This is a genomic window from Tissierella simiarum (genome assembly GCF_018917865.1).
Classification (GTDB): Bacteria; Bacillota; Clostridia; order Tissierellales; family Tissierellaceae; genus Tissierella_C; species Tissierella_C simiarum.
This window is the reverse complement of the sequence record NZ_JAHLPM010000010.1, coordinates 24821-42787: the sequence shown is the minus strand read 5'-3', so window position 1 is coordinate 42787 and position 17967 is coordinate 24821. Positions and strand designations below refer to the sequence as shown.

18 protein-coding genes and 1 pseudogene are annotated in these 17967 nt (G+C 26.5%); 13 read left to right on the top strand and 6 right to left on the bottom strand.

The window, feature by feature from the left end:
* Positions 1-360 carry a winged helix-turn-helix domain-containing protein gene (locus KQI42_RS12290; protein WP_216520179.1) on the bottom strand — a complete coding sequence of 120 codons (360 nt, stop codon included), beginning with the start codon at positions 358-360 and terminating at the stop codon, positions 1-3.
* A gap of 215 nt (positions 361-575) precedes the next feature.
* On the opposite strand from KQI42_RS12290, the gene mobA reads away from it, so the two are divergent.
* The 5 genes from mobA to KQI42_RS12265 all read left to right on the top strand — a co-directional run bounded on the left by mobA (position 576) and on the right by KQI42_RS12265 (position 5599).
* Positions 576-1187 (top strand): molybdenum cofactor guanylyltransferase, encoded by a 612-nt coding sequence (gene mobA, locus KQI42_RS12285; RefSeq protein WP_216520177.1) that lies wholly within the window; start codon positions 576-578, stop codon positions 1185-1187.
* Positions 1188-1437: 250 nt separating this feature from the next.
* Complete coding sequence (locus KQI42_RS12280; RefSeq protein ID WP_216520176.1) at positions 1438-2148, top strand: LytR/AlgR family response regulator transcription factor; 711 nt, start codon at positions 1438-1440, stop codon at positions 2146-2148.
* A gap of 2 nt (positions 2149-2150) precedes the next feature.
* On the top strand, positions 2151-3476 hold the full coding sequence (locus tag KQI42_RS12275) for a GHKL domain-containing protein (RefSeq protein WP_216520174.1): 1326 nt from the start codon (positions 2151-2153) through the stop codon (positions 3474-3476).
* Positions 3477-3932: 456 nt separating this feature from the next.
* Positions 3933-4853 (top strand): hypothetical protein, encoded by a 921-nt coding sequence (locus tag KQI42_RS12270; RefSeq protein WP_216520172.1) that lies wholly within the window; start codon positions 3933-3935, stop codon positions 4851-4853.
* A 254-nt stretch (positions 4854-5107) separates the two neighbouring features.
* On the top strand, positions 5108-5599 hold the full coding sequence (locus KQI42_RS12265) for a hypothetical protein (RefSeq protein WP_216520171.1): 492 nt from the start codon (positions 5108-5110) through the stop codon (positions 5597-5599).
* A gap of 255 nt (positions 5600-5854) precedes the next feature.
* Here the strand turns inward: KQI42_RS12265 and KQI42_RS12260 are convergent, their stop codons facing one another.
* Both KQI42_RS12260 and KQI42_RS12255 read right to left on the bottom strand, forming a co-directional pair.
* Positions 5855-6268 (bottom strand): hypothetical protein, encoded by a 414-nt coding sequence (locus tag KQI42_RS12260; protein ID WP_216520170.1) that lies wholly within the window; start codon positions 6266-6268, stop codon positions 5855-5857.
* A 503-nt stretch (positions 6269-6771) separates the two neighbouring features.
* The gene (locus tag KQI42_RS12255) at positions 6772-7221 is read right to left on the bottom strand and encodes an HTH domain-containing protein (protein ID WP_343231691.1); all 450 of its coding nucleotides are present in this window, start codon (positions 7219-7221) and stop codon (positions 6772-6774) included.
* A 738-nt stretch (positions 7222-7959) separates the two neighbouring features.
* Here KQI42_RS12255 and KQI42_RS21370 point away from each other — a divergent pair.
* The 6 genes and pseudogenes from KQI42_RS21370 (at position 7960) to KQI42_RS20985 (ending at position 11356) form a co-directional block, all read left to right on the top strand.
* Positions 7960-8082 (top strand): hypothetical protein, encoded by a 123-nt coding sequence (locus KQI42_RS21370; protein ID WP_281420426.1) that lies wholly within the window; start codon positions 7960-7962, stop codon positions 8080-8082.
* A 330-nt stretch (positions 8083-8412) separates the two neighbouring features.
* Positions 8413-9003 carry an accessory gene regulator ArgB-like protein gene (locus tag KQI42_RS12250; protein WP_216520166.1) on the top strand — a complete coding sequence of 197 codons (591 nt, stop codon included), beginning with the start codon at positions 8413-8415 and terminating at the stop codon, positions 9001-9003.
* Between the two features lie 40 nt (positions 9004-9043).
* Positions 9044-9301 (top strand): hypothetical protein, encoded by a 258-nt coding sequence (locus KQI42_RS12245; RefSeq protein ID WP_216520165.1) that lies wholly within the window; start codon positions 9044-9046, stop codon positions 9299-9301.
* Between the two features lie 192 nt (positions 9302-9493).
* On the top strand, positions 9494-10450 hold the full coding sequence (moaA, locus tag KQI42_RS12240) for a GTP 3',8-cyclase MoaA (RefSeq protein WP_216520164.1): 957 nt from the start codon (positions 9494-9496) through the stop codon (positions 10448-10450).
* 3 nt (positions 10451-10453) lie between these two features.
* Positions 10454-10906 (top strand): annotated as a pseudogene (gene moaC / locus KQI42_RS20990) (cyclic pyranopterin monophosphate synthase MoaC); the annotation flags it as partial.
* Positions 10907-10942: 36 nt separating this feature from the next.
* A complete protein-coding gene (locus KQI42_RS20985; RefSeq protein WP_343231690.1) occupies positions 10943-11356 on the top strand; it encodes an MOSC domain-containing protein in 414 nt (137 codons plus the stop codon).
* Between the two features lie 79 nt (positions 11357-11435).
* Here KQI42_RS20985 and KQI42_RS12230 read toward each other — a convergent pair whose 3' ends face one another.
* On the bottom strand, positions 11436-12845 hold the full coding sequence (locus KQI42_RS12230) for a UDP-N-acetylmuramoyl-tripeptide--D-alanyl-D-alanine ligase (protein WP_216520161.1): 1410 nt from the start codon (positions 12843-12845) through the stop codon (positions 11436-11438).
* Between the two features lie 5 nt (positions 12846-12850).
* Complete coding sequence (locus KQI42_RS12225) at positions 12851-13924, bottom strand: D-alanine--D-alanine ligase (protein WP_216520160.1); 1074 nt, start codon at positions 13922-13924, stop codon at positions 12851-12853.
* 191 nt (positions 13925-14115) lie between these two features.
* Here KQI42_RS12225 and KQI42_RS12220 point away from each other — a divergent pair, with 191 nt between their 5' ends.
* A complete protein-coding gene (locus KQI42_RS12220) occupies positions 14116-14859 on the top strand; it encodes a putative ABC transporter permease (protein ID WP_216520159.1) in 744 nt (247 codons plus the stop codon).
* Positions 14860-14916: 57 nt separating this feature from the next.
* On the opposite strand, the gene KQI42_RS12215 is transcribed toward KQI42_RS12220, so the two are convergent.
* The gene (locus KQI42_RS12215; protein ID WP_216520158.1) at positions 14917-16686 is read right to left on the bottom strand and encodes a M3 family oligoendopeptidase; all 1770 of its coding nucleotides are present in this window, start codon (positions 16684-16686) and stop codon (positions 14917-14919) included.
* A gap of 235 nt (positions 16687-16921) precedes the next feature.
* On the opposite strand from KQI42_RS12215, the gene KQI42_RS12210 reads away from it, so the two are divergent.
* The gene (locus KQI42_RS12210) at positions 16922-17914 is read left to right on the top strand and encodes an LCP family protein (protein WP_216520157.1); all 993 of its coding nucleotides are present in this window, start codon (positions 16922-16924) and stop codon (positions 17912-17914) included.
* The last annotated feature ends 53 nt before the right edge of the window (positions 17915-17967 follow it).

Here is a 17967-nt window from a genome sequence, read left to right as displayed (position 1 = left end):
TTATTTATTATCTAGAAAGTACTTTTGAAAAAGTTTTTCTCCCTCTATATTCAATTCAGAAATAAAGGATTCGTACCTATTTAATAAATCTTCTCCTTCTTTAGAGAGATTAGACTTTCCACCGCCTTTACCACCTATTGTAGTAACAAATAGAGGGAAACCTAAATCTTTTTCGGCTTTTTTTATAATTTTCCATCCTTTACTAGAGGATAGTCCCATAATTCTATATGCTTCTGATAGACTATTGGTTTCTTTAACTAATTTCATGATCTTTGAAATACCAGGGCCAAATATTGAGTTATTAAGAAAAACTGTAGCTTTAATATGGTAATCTAAGTTATCATTAAAATTGTTAGACATGTTACCAACTCCTATATAATTAGACATTTATCAATATATAGATAATTATAATTTATAGATATATCATTTGCAAATATGATGTAATTAAAAGTTTTCGACTTATGATAAGAAGCAGATTTAAATAATTACAAATATTGACAGTATGTTTAGACTATTATAAAATCAAGATGTAAATAGGAAGTTAATAATAAATGACTTGACTAAAAGGTGATAGAGTGGAAAAGTTTGGTACAGCAATAATATTGGCTGGTGGTAAAAGCTCTAGAATGGGTTTTGATAAACAATTCATAGAAATCCATGAAAAAAGGCTTATGGACATATTAATTCACGAACTTGAAAAGGAATTCGATGAAATAATTATTGTAACCAATAAACTTCAATGTTATTTGGATGTTACTCATAAAGTAGCTAAAGATATTCTTAAAGAAAAGGGGCCATTAGGAGGCATTCATGTAGGATTAAAGGAAGCTTCAAGCAAGTATTCTTTCGTAGTAGCTTGTGATATGCCAAATATTAATATAGAGTATGTTAAGTATATGAAAAAACAGATTGAGAATATGAATATAGACGGATGTGTTACTAAGTGTGGAAATTGGATAGAGCCTTTTAGCAGCTTTTATTCAAAGGATATAGTGAATAATATTGAAAAACATTTGCTTTCAAATAAAAGATCTATTTATTCATTATTAGAGAAATTAAATATTTTTTATATTGAAGAAAAAGAAGCAAGAAAGTTTAGCCCAAACTGGGATATGTTTTTAAACTTAAATACTAAAGAAGATTTAAGCTTGTATTTGGAAAATTATTTCAATAACTGGAGTAGATAATATGAAATCATCTAGAAACATAGATATCACTAAAGTGAAGAGTGGAAGATATTTTTATGGAAAATGACATGATAATACTTGAATATTCTTTAAATCTAAATAGCAAAAATTTTTAAGTTGCATACTATATTAAACCTCTACTTTTAAAATAGAGGTTTTTTTGTTTGCCGATTATCTAAGTCTTATTGTTTTTATTAAAGACTTATGTTAACCTATAGTTGGAAATATATTACAAAGGGGGAAGATATAAATGATAAATATTGCAGTTTGTGATGATAATCAACATTTTTTAGATTATATAGAGCAAGAAATCATAGAAACTTTAAAAAATATAGAAAAGGCTGCGAAAATTCATAAGTTCATAAATGGTATAAAGCTATTAGAATCTTACAGTAAGTCAGACAAGCCATTTGATATTATATTTCTAGATATAGATATGCCTAAGATAGATGGTATAGAAGCAGCCGAAATTATTAGAAAAAAGGATAAAAAAACCATATTGATTTTTCTTACTTCTATGGAAGATGAAGTATATAAAACTTTTAGATATAATACATTTAGATTTATTAGGAAAAGCAATATAGATACTGAATTAAAGGAAGCATTAGAAAATGCAATGAGAAAGCTAACATATGAAAAGTGTATATTTAAAACTGTAGAAGGAGAAGTAGCATTATATATAAATGATATATTGTACTTTGAGTTTATAGATAGAAATGTCCAAATAATAACTTTTAATCATAAGTATATAAGTAATATTAGAAGGTTTAAGGATATAGAAGATGTATTTCAAGGTAGAGAATTTATCAAAATACATATGAGTTGTATGATAAATGAAAATTATATAAAATGTATAGGTGATCTAGATGTAACATTAGATAATGGGAAGAAGTTGCCAGTTAGCAGATATAGAATAGAAGAAGTAAAGAAAAGATTTGTTAAAGTGGCAAGGGGTGGATAAGAATGCCTAAGCCTTTAATATGGAGTATATATGAATATATGCTATGTTTGGTAGAAGTTTTTCTACTTTATGATTTTTTAGAATTTGTATTGAATAGAAATAAAAAGGTGAAAGATAGGATCTATTATTTATCCATTTTTATATTATCCACTTTTATATTCATACTAACCGAAATAAAGATATACTCTATTTTACGTACAACCTTAGTCTATATAGTATTTTTAATTGTAGCGAAAAAATTGTTTAACGGAAATATTAAAAGTAAAATAACCTATGTGACTATATTTTATTTCTTTCTAGTATTTGGTGATCTTTTATCAGTAAACATTGTAAGTTATTTTACTGATAGAAATATATATGATACTGTTGTAGATCAAACTTGGGCTAGACTTTTTCTATCCCAATTATCTAAATTTCTGTTACTTTTATTTTTAAGATTTATAAAAAATAGTTTTAAAGAAAAAGATTTAAATATTCCTAAATATTATTGGCATTGGATTTTATTTGTATATTTAATATCTGGAGTAAACCTATTAATATTATTTAGGATAGGCTTAATTACAAGCAGCATAAGTTTAGAGATACAATATCTGATAATATCCATTTCTATGGGCTCTTTATCAATAGTTTTAATAACTTATTATGTCTTCATAAAATTAAATGAATTTTATAAGGAAAGAAGCAATTATAAAATAATGGAAATAAAAAATGAAATGCTGACAAAAGAAATTGAAGAAAAAGAAAAAATATATGAAAGTATTAGAAGAACTCATCATGATTTTAAAAACCATATAATCTGTATTGATAAATTATTAGAACAAAATAAATTAGATACGATGAAGGAGTATATAGATAACTTAAGAGATGAAGCCATACAAACTTATACTTGGATTAAAAGTGGGAATCATGTTATAGATACTATATTGAATCAAAAAAAATCTGAAGGAAATAAAAAGAATATAGATATGGATATAAAAGTAAGTATTCCAGAAAATATAAATATAAGACCCCTAGATTTATGTAGTATTTTAGGAAACGCATTAGATAATGGAATAGAGGCAAATGAAAAGATAGAAGATATGAATAAAAGAAAAATTAGAATAAAAATAAATCCGTATAAAGACTACTTATTTATAGAAATATCTAATCCTACAATAACTAATCCCATAAATGAGCAAGGACAACTGGAAACCACAAAGAGAGATAAAGAAAATCATGGATTTGGAGTTAAAAGTATAGAAACAGTAGTAGAAAGATATAATGGAATATTAAATTATGAATATAACAATGAAGAATTTATATTAAGTATAATGTTACCTATAATATGAAAAGTTAGATTTGTATGGTCTAACTTTTTTCTTTTTACTTTCATTTTACTATTCATACCGTTTTCACTACCATTCATGCCGTTTTAAAGAAAATATGGATAAGATATGGTATTGTGTAATTAAAATTAGTTACTGATTTCTGATAGAAGATATTTAATAGCAAATGAAATAATAGATATAGAGGAAAATTGTTAATATTTATGGTTTATATTAACTATAACAAAGTTTTCAGCAGAATATTTAATACTATTTAAAAGACTTTGAGAAGGGAGTGAATTAAATGTATAATACGGAAGAGAAATATTACAAAACATAGCTAGAATGTCAAAAAAGCAATTCATTTAGCAGAAGGAAAACAATCGGCATTTTTAACATTTGAGTCTAAAAAACTAAGGGCTAAATAATATGAATATGCTTTTATTAGGAAGTTTAATTTAAAAAACGGGGGGATAAATTATGAAGTTTAAGAAAATATTTTCAATGATATTGGTATTTATGATGGTAAGTATGAATTTCAATGTCTTTGCTTCTGAGATGTCTTTAAATCCTAATATAGAAATAATTGAAAGTATTGAAAATGATGGAATAGTAATTAAGGAGATTACTAAGATTGGTGACACTTACTATTACTATGAAGATAATGATAATTTTACATTAAGTATTTCGGAAAATGTTAATGGATATGCTGAAATTAATATGAAGGATAAATTAGAGCCTAATTTAATTAACTCAACAATTATTAACGATAGAACAGAAGATTTTAATATTGAAAACTTTGATGTGCTGAGGACAGATGTATTAAATAATAAGATAAAACTAGATAAACAGTTATCTGTAGATTTTAATGAGAATATAACACAACCTATAGAGCTTTCAACAGATTCATCTATAGCTTCAAAGATTACTGCTGATCTTGAAAGTTACTATGGAAAAGAATATTCTTCTAAATATTTAAGAAGTTTAGTTTATCGTGGATACACAGGAAAGTTATATGAAAGTATGCATTTTGAAATGTACAAACATTATAGTTGGGATGTTTATGCAGGGATGAGTGTTAGTGCCATAGCAGCTCTAGTTTCATGGCCAACTACAGTTATAAATACAGTTTTTACTATTGTAAGTTTAGGTACAGGAGGATATGGAGTTATAAAAGATGTTACAGCGAATGAATATGTTTCAAAAGTACATTATAATAAAATAGTAGAAGTACGCAATATATATCCATATCGAGCAGGAAAAACTATAAATAGAAGATCTTATGTAGGTGATAGAAGTGCTGCATCACAATACAAGAGTGAAAGGGCAGATTATGATTTTAATGATAATGAAGCTTTATTAAGAAAAGGAATAGATAACTATATTCAGTTTCATCAGTAGATATTATCTTTAAGTTTAGAATATAAATAATATATGCTTTATTTATATTTTAACGTATTTCTACAATAGAATCGTATCTTGAATAAAAAGACGTCATATAATTTGAATTTTTAGCACTTAAGTTTAAAAATTTTAATGAATGATGGCATTAGGAAATGCTATAAATTGTTTGTTTAGCTTAAGTGCAGAAATTCAAATTTTATAATTTATGCAATATCCATTATATTGAACTAATTTTTAAGGAGAGCTTTATAATGAATAATAAAAGACGATTTATTTTTTTGAGTCTAATAATAGTTGGATTAATTTTGTCTTTAAAAGGTATTTATAGACTGCATAATAATAAAAAATGGGTGCAGCTTCATGATAATATGCATGAAGCTGATAAAATTGAAGTGATAGGATATAAAACTGATAAAATAGTTTTTGAGAACAATAATAATTTAGAATTATTTAAGGAAAAATTTTTCCCTATTACTGATGTAAATGTTAATAAAAAGATAATTGATCAATATATAGTTAGGCCATTTTTTAAAGTTAACTTCTTTAAGAACGGATCATTACTAGTATCGATACAAATTTTTCAACAATCAGATGAAATTGAGAAAGATAAAATAAGTGAAGATTTAAATTATTTAACATTTAAGATAAAAGATAACTATTGTATTGCAAAAATACAAGGAAAATATTTTACGATATCTACAATGGATAAAGATTTGGGAGATCTTTTAGAAACAAAAAATTAATAAAAATCCAATTTGATTTGAAGGCTATTTAGAGTTATTTTATATTTCTAAATAGCATAACTTTCCTGAGGATGAGAAGAGGACTGGATTCAATTAATGCTAGGTAGTTTCTATTTTTATTGCCTATAATCTAAAGTGCATTTATCATTCTACTATATGAAAAATAATGTCTTGTTAGATAGCTTGACATACAGTGGTGTGAGAGGACGGTAATTAAAATAATTAGTTACCTCCTACTCAATTTAAATATTTTTTTTAATTCTTTTGTTTTTTCAAATGGTATGTGATAAATATCATCATACCCAAAAAAACAATATAACTTTCTTTGTCATTTTTACCAATAAATAAAAATAATAAAAATTCTCCTTCAGAATTTTTATCTTTGATTTTTAGACTATAGCTTTCAGTTATATCATTGGCATTAATAGAATCTTTAAATTTAATTTTAGTTTTACTTTCCATCAAAATTTTTTCAAAAGAATTAATTAAATTAATATTATCAATTTTAAAAATAAAGTCCCCATTAAATTTTTGACTATTATTAAAAGTATAAACATTTATTTCTTTTATATTTTTAATATATATTTTTTTAGATTTTAAAAATATATTTAATATTAAGATCAATATTAATGATAAAAATAAGATAATAGGATAATGTATTTTTTTCAATCATAATTTGCTCTCCTTTTTGATTAATTTTGCTTCATTATTCAGCTAACTTTTCTTATAGAACTATATACCCTGTTTTTTAAGTTCAACTTTGATTTTCTAGTATCACGGCTATTCTACTTGCTTTAAATATTTGTATAACTTTTGGTGGAATTTTTATCTATTATTTCTTTAACTTTTGATTAATAATAATAAATATAAGGAATTATAAGATTTTACATATTTTAAAAGGTGAGGGCTATTTGATACTTATTAATTTAATAAAAAAGTTTAATTATTTACGTTTCTGTATTTTATCTAGTAAATTCATAAAAAAAACATCTATTCTGAGTTTGTTACCAATATAATTTGCAACTTCCATCCAAAATCTTATTAACACAATAAAAATAATAAGTGTAACTAATGTCCCATAAATAAAATTAATATAATTCATAATTTCCTCCTCAATATATATAAATATCAAGAAAAATACTGTTATGATTTTGTCTTGCTTAAAGATTGATTTAACAATCTGGTTTTTTAAATAAAAAATGCAAAAATAAACTTGTTGTTGCTAATCTGTATTTTTTCTCGTATGAAATGGAATTAGCATCTTTCATAAAATCCTCAATATCTTCTTTTTCAATATCAGCGTATAAGGAAATAGTATTATAACTGATATTATATTCTTCCATTAAATATTCTATAATCCCTTTAACTCTATCATCTGGAGAAATAAGTGATATTGCACCTGATAAAAAAGTAGATATGTATTCAAGTTTTAAATAATTTTCATTTAACTGATTTTCTTCAAATATTTCTTTTTTTCCATCTAAATAATCTTTTATCCAATCTAAATCAACTCTTGCCATTCTACTTAAAGATTCAATTGCAATATTATATTTATTCAATGCAATAGATATATTTTTCTTTACTGTGTCAAAATCTCTTTCATTGTATTCATATCTTTTAATGACTATTCATCCTTTCTTTATAAGAATATTTATATAACCAGCAATACTGAATTTTTATAATATACTTGAAGTTTATGATTAGAGTATGAGCTATAAGTAATATTTCAAAAGAGATTAAATCTATGTTACGTATGTTTTGATAAGTTTATTGACTTTATTAAAGAAAATTATATTCTAAAATTAGAGCTAATTTTAAAATATATAACAATTGGAGTAATCTAAATAATTATTATGTAATGTAATTTCTATGACATAGTGTAATTATATATAATTATACCATATTAGAATCAGTTAATAATATTCAAGAGAAAAATTTAAAAAACACAGAAAGTTTACGTTAGATAAAAGATGTATAACAAACAAGTTAAGGTAAAATATAAATATTAACTTGACTGAAAAATATCTTTAAATTTGATTTTATGCTACTAAAATTAAATTAGATTTATATGTTTTTTGTGCTCATTCTGAAGTGATTCAATAATTAAATCTTTTATTACTATTCGTGCTATTTTTATTACCATTCATACCATTTTAAACAAAATATGGACAAGATATGATATTCTATAACTAGCATAAAGATTAATTAATAACAGCTTTAATTTTTATAAAAATATTTAGTGAGAAATAGAATAATAGATATAGAAGAAATTTACTAATATTTAACTTATATTAGTTACAACAAAGTTCTCTATAGTATTTTTAATACTATTTAAAAAATTTTAAAAAGGGGGGAATAGGATGAATAATACAAAGATAAAAGTATTACAAAACATAGCTAAGCTATCAAAAAAAGCAACTGACTTAGCAGAAGGAAAACAATCGGCATTTTTAACATTTGAACCTAAAAAGCCAAAGAAATAAGTAAGGCAATTATGAAGTGGGGAATTTAGGTTATATCAGTATTTTAAATAAATGTGGGGCTTGTTGGTTTGATAACTAGTAGATTTATGTATCATAGAGAGATATAGCTTAGCAGTGTAAATACTTCCATTTAAATATTATCTTTATTCAACTAAAGTTTTAGCATAAGTATAAAATAAACTTAGCATGTGAATTTAAATTAAACTGCTAAGTTTATTTTTATACTGCTACTCATAAGTTTTTAATAGTATCTATGTAATTTAAAACAAGGCATAGTTAAGATATGCTATTGTATAAATATAATAAAAATCAATTTTATGGAGGACTTAAATGTTACAAAGATTAGCAGAAGATATAAGTTTTTATTTAATAGTAAATAAAATAATAGATATAGAAGAGAGAGATAATTATATTTATGGTTTACAATTAGTTATTTCTAGCTTATTTACATCCGTTACTATATTGATACTTGGATTTATTATGGGAGAATTTATTTCATCAATAATATTTTTATCAGTATATTTCTTTTTAAAATCCTATACAGGAGGATATCATGCAAAGAGATATTATGAATGTTATATCTATTCTATAGTGATTTATATTTTTTTACTGATTATAAGAAATATGACCTTAGATATTTATAAACCGATTGTAGGATTACTTGCATTAATTTTTTCCACAATAACTATATTTAAATTTTCTCCAGTCGAAAATAAAAACAATCCCAAGACTCAAGAGGAATTAGTAAAAAATAAGAAAATAGCCAGAAGTAGAACAATATTTTTAAACATAATTATAATTTTAGGATATATAGTAGCAAATAGATTTATAAATTCATTGTTTATGTTATCTATGACAGAGTTTTCAATAGCTTATTTAATACTTAAACAAAAATTCTTAGAAAGAAGACAATTAAGTTAATAATATATAAAAAACAACTATACTAATAGGAGGAAGAATAATGGATAGATGGTACTTAGATAATAAACAATGGATTAGAATACTATATCCGATAGTTTTAGTAGTATCAGTAAGTGTTGTTATCATAACAGATGTACTTTTATTAAAACTTATACCATTTGTCCTAGCACACTTTCAAGTAATATTTCTATATTCTATAGAAGAGCCAAAGAAAAATAAAATGGATTGGATAGGATTACTTTTATTTTTAATCTTAGTAAATATAGTATGCTATTTCATCTTTTATAGACTATTATAATCTTATATAAATGATAGAAACATCAATTAAAAATAAATTTAATTATTTAAAAGCTATTTAGGGATACTCTATATTCCTAAATAGCTTTTTTAATTAATTATATAATATAAATATATTAAAATAGGGTATTTAGTATGATATAATTAATTAACTTATTAAAGGATTTAATAAGCTAATGAAGAAGGTGATAAAGTGAAAGATTCTTATGGAAGAGAGATTAATTATCTACGGATTTCTTTAACTGATAGATGTAATTTAAGGTGTGTTTATTGTATGCCAGAAAAGGGTATAGAAAAGGTTTCTCATGAAGATATATTGACCTTAGAAGAAGTTTATGAAATAACGGAAGCTTTTGTAGATTTGGGTATAAATAAAATAAGGTTTACTGGAGGAGAACCTTTAACAAGGAAAGGCATAGTGAGCCTTATAGAAAGAGTATCTAAACTATCTGGAGTAAAAGACTTAGCTATGACTACTAATGGATTACTTTTAGAAAAATTTTCAGCAGCTTTAAAAGAAGCAGGATTAAATAGAGTAAATATTAGCTTAGACACTTTAAAAGAAGAAAAGTATATCTATATTACACGAGGTGGGAAGTTAGGAGAAATTCTAAAAGGTATAGAAGAAGCAAGAAAAGTTGGACTAACTCCCATAAAGATAAATACAGTATTAATTGGTGGATTTAATGATGACGAAATTATAGATTTTGTAAAACTTACAGAAAAAGAAGAAATAGATGTACGTTTTATAGAGTTAATGCCTATAGGAGAAGCTGCACCATGGGCAAAGGAAAAGTTTGTTTCTAATAGTATAGTCTTGGATAAAGTAAGAGAATTGGCTCAGGTTGAAAGAGAAGATAATTCTTCACCAGCTGTATATTATAAATTACCTAATGGAAAAGGTAGAGTAGGATTAATAAATCCTATAACTTGTAAGTTTTGTGAAAACTGTAATAGGATAAGGTTAACTTCTCAAGGAAAGTTAAAGCTATGTCTTCATTCCAATAAGGAAATCGATATAAAGGAAGCATTAAGGAACGGAGAAGATATAAAAAAATTAATAACTAAATCCATATTAGAGAAAGAAGAATCCCATAAGTTAGAAGAAGGCAAATATATAAGGAGAAATATGAATCAAATAGGGGGATAAATAATGGAATTTACTCATTTTAATGAAAGTGGAAGAGCCCATATGGTAGAAGTTGGAGAAAAAGAAGATACAAAAAGAACTGCTATAGCAAAAGGGAAAATCAAGATGCGGAAAGAAACCATAGAAAAGATTAGATCTGGAGTAATAGAAAAAGGAGATGTTTTGTCTGTAGCTCAAATTGGTGGAATAATGGGAGCTAAAAAGACTAGTGAATTAATTCCTATGTGTCACAATTTATTCTTAACAGGAGCAGATATTAGATTTAATATATTAGAAGATGCTATTGAAGTAGAGTCAGAAGTAAAGACTATAGGAAAAACTGGTGTAGAGATGGAAGCTTTGACGGCTGTCTCAATAGCTTGTTTAACTATATATGATATGTGTAAAGCTGTAGATAAAGATATGGTTATAGAAGATATTATGCTTATTAAAAAAACTGGAGGAAAATCTGGTGACTATGTAAGGGAGAATTTAAAGGGGAAGGTATTATCTATAAATATTAGTAAAGAAAAAGGAGTAATTAAAGAACCAATAAAGGAAGGCTTATTTATTGAAGATTTCGGATTAAAAGGAGATGCTCATAGTGGAAAATGGCATAGACAAGTAAGTCTGCTTGGTATTGAAAGTTTTGATAAGATGGAAAACCAAGGGATAGAAGGATTAGAACCAGGAGTGTTTGCGGAAAATATAACTACAGAAGGAATAATTCTTTATGAACTTCCGATAGGTACGAAGTTGATTATAGGAGAGACAATTCAAGAGGTAACTCAAATTGGTAAAGAATGTCATACAGGATGTGCTATATCTCAAAAGGTAGGCAAATGTGTAATGCCGAAGGAAGGAATATTTACGAAGGTTTTAAAAGGTGGAGTTGTAAGGGAAGGAGATACCATAGAGGTCATCTAATTATAAATGGAAGTTATTGTAGGAGGGGCTATTTACAATAACTTCCATAGGCAAATCATATTAACTCATTTCTAACTTTCTATATAACCATATTTTCATGTAATAAAAAAGTTTCTTCTTTTAATTTGTCTACAATTTCTTCTAACTGTAATGCTCTTGATGCTTTTACTAAAATTAATGCATTAGGTTTTATAACTTTTTTAAGCTCTGCAACTAACTGAGATTTATCAGTACATGAAGTTACTCTATTTTTTCCAAAGCTCATTATTGCTGTTTTGCCAATATGACGAGAAATTGGTCCTATAGTAAATAGAAAGTCTACTTTATTTGAATTGATTTTTTGTCCAATTTCTTCATGCATTTTAATTTCATATTTTCCTAAACCCTGCATATCACCAAGGACAATAATTTTTTGATTATAACCTTCCATAGAGTAAACAGTTTCTAGTGCTGCTAAAACACTTGTAGGATTAGATTTATATGAATCGTTTAGGATAGTAAATTCTTTTCCATGTACTAACTCATTTCTCATGCCTGTCTTTTCTACCTTCAGAAATCCTTTTTGTATATTCTCAAAAGAGATATTAAAATATCTAGCTATTGCGATAGCTGCTGTAGCATTGTATATCTGATGTTTACCTAACATTGGTAAAAAGAAAGTTGGTGAAATAGGATTTTTTAGAAAGAAGGAAACACCTTTTTCATTAACAAAACCAACTTGAAATTGATAAGTGTTAGAAGGTTTAATACCAAAAGTCATAACTTCATAGTTCATAGGAATACTTTTTACTTTTTCTTTTAACATTGAGTCGTCTCCAAAGTAAAGAAAAAGTCCATTAGGGTTCAATCCTTTTAAGATTTCAAGTTTAGCTTTTATAATGTTTTCCTTGGTTTTTAAGTCTTCTAAATGGGCCTCACCTATATTAGTAATTACTCCTACATCTGGAGCAGCAATAGAAGACAGTAATTCAATTTCTCCTAAATTTGACATACCCATTTCAATAACAGCCATTTCAGTATCTTCATCCATATCTAAAATGGTTAAAGGCACTCCAATATGATTATTAAAGTTTCCAAAAGTTTTGTGAGTTTTATATTGAGTTTTTAGAAGACTTGCTAGTATGTCTTTAGTAGATGTTTTACCATTACTTCCTGTAATACCGATTACTTTTGTGCTTAGTTGACTTCGATAAGCTTTAGCTAATTTTTGAAGGGCTACTAATGTATCATCTACTAGTATAAAGGGAAAATCAATATTAGGAATAGGTTCTTCTTGATTCCATAAAGCCGCTACAGCTCCTTTTTTTATTGCATCGTATATAAAATTATGACCGTTAAAGTTTTCCCCAGTTAAAGGAACAAATAACTGACCAATATTTATATTTCTAGAATCTGTAGAAACACCATTAATAGTAATTTTCTCATGTTCTTTTTTTAGGCTAAATCCACTAGACATTTCCTGAATTTCTCTTAAGTTTCTTCTTATCATTTAGTTCACCTTCCGTTTATTATAGACTTCTTTTGTTCATATCTTTCGAAAGCTAATTCAATAAGTTTCTCGATTAATTGAGGATAGGTAGTACCATCAGTTTTTTCCCATAAAGCTGGAGTCATACTGGATTTAGTAAAACCAGGCATAGTATTGACTTCGTTTACGTAAAATTTATTGTCTTCTGTAACAAAGTAATCAACTCGTACAAGACCATAACAATTCAATATTTTAAAAGTTTTAATAGCAGTTTCTCTCATAGCATCACTTAGGTTTTTTAATAGTCTAGCTGGTATTACTGGAATTAATTTTCCATCTAGATATTTTGCATTGTAATCCATAAATCTTCTTTCCATAATGAATTCTCCTACTACAGAAGCCTTTGGATAATCATTTCCTACTACGGATATTTGCATTTCTCTGCCTATTATTTCTTCTTCTATTACTGTTTTATTATCGTATAGAAAAGCTTCTTGAAGACCTTTTTTCAGTTCGTCCTTATTTTCACATCTGCTTATACCAACACTAGAGCCAGATCTAGCAGGTTTAACAAAACATGGATAGCCAATAGTCATTTCTATTTTTTCCAAGGACTCTTCACTATTGTCTTTCCATGTATGAAATCTAAGAGACATATATTTTCCTTGTGGTATATTCTCTTTTGTAAATAGATCTTTCATTATGACCTTATCCATTCCTAGTGCAGAAGACAAGACTTCGTTACCAACATAAGGAATATCTAGTAGTTCTAAAAGTCCTTGTATAGTTCCATCTTCACCATTAGTTCCATGGAGCGCAGGAAAAACTATATTTTTTTCGTCATGTTTTAAATAATTGGTTAAGAAGTCTCCTATGGAAGAAGGTATTGTAGAAGAACTAGTCTTTTTTAATTGCTCTATATCTCCTATGTCATCTTTTAATAATCCAAGGCTATACCAGATACCTTCTTTCGTAATATAAATTGGATAAATATTATATTTTTCTTTATTTACTGCATTCATTATAGCTGAAGCACTATGTAAAGATACTTCATGCTCTACTGATTTTCCACCATATATAACAAAAATATTTGTTTTCATATTTAAAACCTCCTATTAAAGGATCAATAGCTTATTAATTTTATTATAGACTAGCATTCTTTCAAATAAATTAATTTAATCTTACGATTTGCTTACAATATCCTTAATAATTTATAAAGAGTTTAAGATGCTCAGATAAATCTAAGATGTTATAATATAACTAATTAATATTATGGAATGGGTGAAATGAATTGTTTAATACTTTTAATTTTTATCATATCTTTTTATTTTTCATATTGTATTCCTGTATAGGATGGATAATAGAAGTGGTTTACCATATTTTTATATTAAAAAAATTTATAAATCGAGGATTTTTATTTGGTCCTATTTGTCCTATTTATGGTAGTGGAGCAGTATTAATGATCTTATTTTTAACTCCTTTAAAAAATAATTTACTATATTTATTTTTAGGAGGAATTGTAGTTGCTACAATTCTAGAATATATAACGGGATATGTTTTAGAACTTGTCTTTGATACGAAATGGTGGGATTATAGTGAAGAAAAATTCAATATTAAAGGATATGTATGTTTAAGATTTTCCTTAGCATGGGGAATAGCTTCTGTAATATTGATGTATGTAATTCATCCTATAATGGAATATGTAGTATATTCTATACCAGCTTCTTTGTTATCGCCTTTATACAATATATTACTGATATTTTTTGTAATAGATTTAACTTTAACTATAAATTCCTTAATAGAATTTAGAAAAGTGCTTAAAGAATTGGTAAACATTAGAGAAGAGTTAAATAAAAAGATTAGGTCTAGGGAAGGTATATTAAAAGGAAGGGCAGAAACAGTTTATTTGAAGCTTAAAAGACGACATATTAGATTACTTAAAGCTTATCCACATTTAACTACTGGAAGGCTAAGTCATGTGATAGAAGAAATAAAAAATAAAAGAGATTTAATTCGTAAAGAACTTCATAAATAAAGTAAACTCCTATTCTTAGTGATAAGCACTAAGAATAGGAGTTGTTTATTTAATAAATTATTTACTTGTCAAATCTATAAATTTTTCTATATCTTTCTCGATCAGTTTCAAAGAGTTTCTAAAGAACTCTGGATTGTGAACATCAATATCCATCATCATAGCTACATCTCTAATATTATTTTTGCCTGTAGCTTTAAGAAGATTATCATATTCTTTTACAAATTCTTCTCCCCTATTTAAGTATTCTGCATATAATCCTTTAGAAAATAATAGGCCGAAAGTGTAGGGAAAATTATAGAAGTTTATTGTTGTTTTATAATAGTGGGGTTTATTAACCCATGCATAGGGATGAAGTATACTATGGTCTAATCCGTTACCATAAGCCTTCTTTTGAGACTCTATCATAATTTCTTTAATTTCATTTACTGAGAGTGTATGGGATTTTCTTCTTTCAAACAACTCTGATTCAAATAAAAATCTACTGTACATATCTACTATTAGATAGCTGGAATCACGTATAAAAGTTTCTAACAAACTTAAAGCTTCCTTATCATTAGCTTCCTTTAGAGCAGCATTCATAACAATGGTTTCACAGAATAGAGAAGCAGTTTCAGCTATAGGCATAGGACATGAAATATTTAATATAGTTTCATCCTTTAAACAAGTGGCGTGATATCCATGGCCTAATTCATGAGCGAAAGTAATTATATTTGAAAAGTTTCCATTAAAGTTAGCAAGAATTCTACTTTCTCCTATACAGTGTAAATTAGAACAAAAAGCTCCTCCTCGTTTACCATCCCTAGATTCAGCATCTATCCAACTTTTATTAAAGGCATTTTGTGCAAAATTACCTAACTTATCACTAAAGGTTCTAAAGTTTTTCACCACATAATCTTGAGCTTCTTTATAGGTGAAACTCATATTAACTTCCCCTATAGGTGCAAAGATTTCATAAAATGGAAGACCATTTTCATAACCTAAAAGTTCTGCTTTTTTTCTATAATATTTATGAAATACTGGTAAAAACTCTTCCATAGCAGTAAGCATAGCATTTAAGGTTTCCTCATCCATTCTAGATTTAACCAAAGTCTCATCTAAGGTAGATTTAAAACCTCTCATTTCAGCTAAAGTTATAGCCTCACCTTTTATGCCATTTAAAGCTGCAGCAGAAGATTCTTCAATTTTCTTATAAGCCTCCGATTCTGCTTCATAAGCTAATTTTCGTTTGTTTTTATCTTTATCATGAGCCATATTTTCTACAATGGGTAAGGGAAGTTTTTTAGATTCACCATCTATAGTTATATCTACAAGTAAAGTAGAAGATAGCATGTTTTGCAATTTAGTCCACGCTTTAGAACCAGTATTGGACATCTTCGAAACAAGAATTTCTTCTTCTTCGCTTAATAAATATTTTGTACTTTCTTTAATTTGTTTTAAATAAAACTCGTGTTCTTTTAGTAATGTTGACGAATTCATTATTTCATTTAAATTATTAATCTCTTTTATGAAATTTTGGAATCGAACATTTGGTTTAGTTAACTCTGAATTTTTCATATTTAGCTTATCTACATATTGTAAAGCTAATTCATTTTTTGCATCAGTACTGGTAGTTAAATGTGCATAAGACATTAGTTTTGTGAATAAATTCGATATTTCTATGGACTTATTTATATATTTTTCTATTTTATCCACAGAATCTTCTGTTGACTGTAAATCTTTATTAGCCCAATTGTTAAATAACTCAATTAATACATCCAATTGTTTTAAATCTTCTATGTACCCTTTTGAATCAAAGGAGGTATATAATTCATTTAAACTCCACCTCATATTATCCCACCTTTCAAACTGCCATTAACAATTATAGTATATCATATATTTGAAAATGGACAATTTGTTTCAGAATATGGTTAAATTTGGGTTACTAGTTATTGACTAAAATGTATTGTATTGATAATATGAATATATCATTTAAATAATAGAATTGAAATTTATATAAATTCAATTTGTTGAAATAAATGCTTACAATATCTCAGCAATTGCTAACTAAAACTGGGGTGTTCAAATGAAAAAGAAACTCTTATTGTCATTTATAATAGCTTTTATGTGTTTTACTCTAATATTTATGGCTGTAGATAGAAAGTTTTTTTCAAAAAATAATTCAGCAGTAGTATCTGATACTGGTAGTGATGAAGATATTAATTTAGATGAAAAAGGTAAGATTAGTGATGAAATATTGTTCTTGCTAATGGGGATAGATGATAAAGGCGGAATAGATAAAGTAAAAGAGAGGAAAGCTAAAAGTCAAGAGGGATATCAATCTACAGGAAATCGATCGGACACTATGATGTTGTGTAAAGTTAATTTTAAAACTGGTGAGATTAATATAATATCTATTCCCAGAGATACTAAAGTCAGAATAAGGGGAAGGAAAAATGACTCTAAGATAAATGCAGCCTACTCTCTAGGGGGAGCCTATTTAGCGGTGGATACTGTTAGAGACCTTTTAAACATAGATTTAAATTATTATGTAACAGTAGACTATAAGGCTGTAATAGAAATAGTAGATGCTATAGGAGGAGTAGAAATAGATGTACCTAGGGATATGGAATATACTGATCCTACAGATGATCCGCCACTTAATATAAATATAAAAAAGGGTTTACAAGTACTAGATGGAGACAAAGCTCATGGTTTTTTAAGGTGGAGAAAGAATAATGATCGTACAGTAGAATATCCTGAAGGAGATATAGATAGAATTAAGGCTCAGCAAATGTTTATGAAAGAATTAATAAAGCAGACACTAAGACCGAAGAATATACTGAAGTTACCAGCATTAATTGAAACATATTTTAACAACGTGGAAACCAACATACCTATAGGTGTAGTTTTACAAGGTGCAAGACTTGCAACCAAAATAGATATGGACAATATTACAACGGAAATAATTCCTGGAGAAGCAAAATATATTGGACCAACATCATATTATATTTATGATAAAGTAGAAATAGAATCATTGGTTAAAACAATGTTTAGCGATTATTTACTTACTGAATAGCTTACAATTACATAATTATTTAATAATAAACAATGATCCCTTTGATTTTTTAT

Excerpts from the sequence above, each read along its gene's own strand:
- KQI42_RS12215 (WP_216520158.1), bottom strand. The coding sequence starts at position 16,686 with ATGAGGTGGAGTTTAAATGAATTATATACCTCCTTTGATTCAAAAGGG.
- KQI42_RS12270 (WP_216520172.1), top strand. The coding sequence starts at position 3,933 with ATGAAGTTTAAGAAAATATTTTCAATGATATTGGTATTTATGATGGTA.
- KQI42_RS12275 (WP_216520174.1), top strand. The coding sequence starts at position 2,151 with ATGCCTAAGCCTTTAATATGGAGTATATATGAATATATGCTATGTTTG.
- KQI42_RS12210 (WP_216520157.1), top strand. The coding sequence starts at position 16,922 with ATGAAAAAGAAACTCTTATTGTCATTTATAATAGCTTTTATGTGTTTT.
- KQI42_RS12245 (WP_216520165.1), top strand. The coding sequence starts at position 9,044 with ATGGATAGATGGTACTTAGATAATAAACAATGGATTAGAATACTATAT.
- KQI42_RS12230 (WP_216520161.1), bottom strand. The coding sequence starts at position 12,845 with ATGATAAGAAGAAACTTAAGAGAAATTCAGGAAATGTCTAGTGGATTT.
- KQI42_RS12290 (WP_216520179.1), bottom strand. The coding sequence starts at position 360 with ATGTCTAACAATTTTAATGATAACTTAGATTACCATATTAAAGCTACA.
- KQI42_RS12225 (WP_216520160.1), bottom strand. The coding sequence starts at position 13,924 with ATGAAAACAAATATTTTTGTTATATATGGTGGAAAATCAGTAGAGCAT.
- KQI42_RS12265 (WP_216520171.1), top strand. The coding sequence starts at position 5,108 with ATGAATAATAAAAGACGATTTATTTTTTTGAGTCTAATAATAGTTGGA.
- KQI42_RS21370 (WP_281420426.1), top strand. The coding sequence starts at position 7,960 with ATGAATAATACAAAGATAAAAGTATTACAAAACATAGCTAAGCTATCA.
- KQI42_RS12280 (WP_216520176.1), top strand. The coding sequence starts at position 1,438 with ATGATAAATATTGCAGTTTGTGATGATAATCAACATTTTTTAGATTAT.
- KQI42_RS12250 (WP_216520166.1), top strand. The coding sequence starts at position 8,413 with ATGTTACAAAGATTAGCAGAAGATATAAGTTTTTATTTAATAGTAAAT.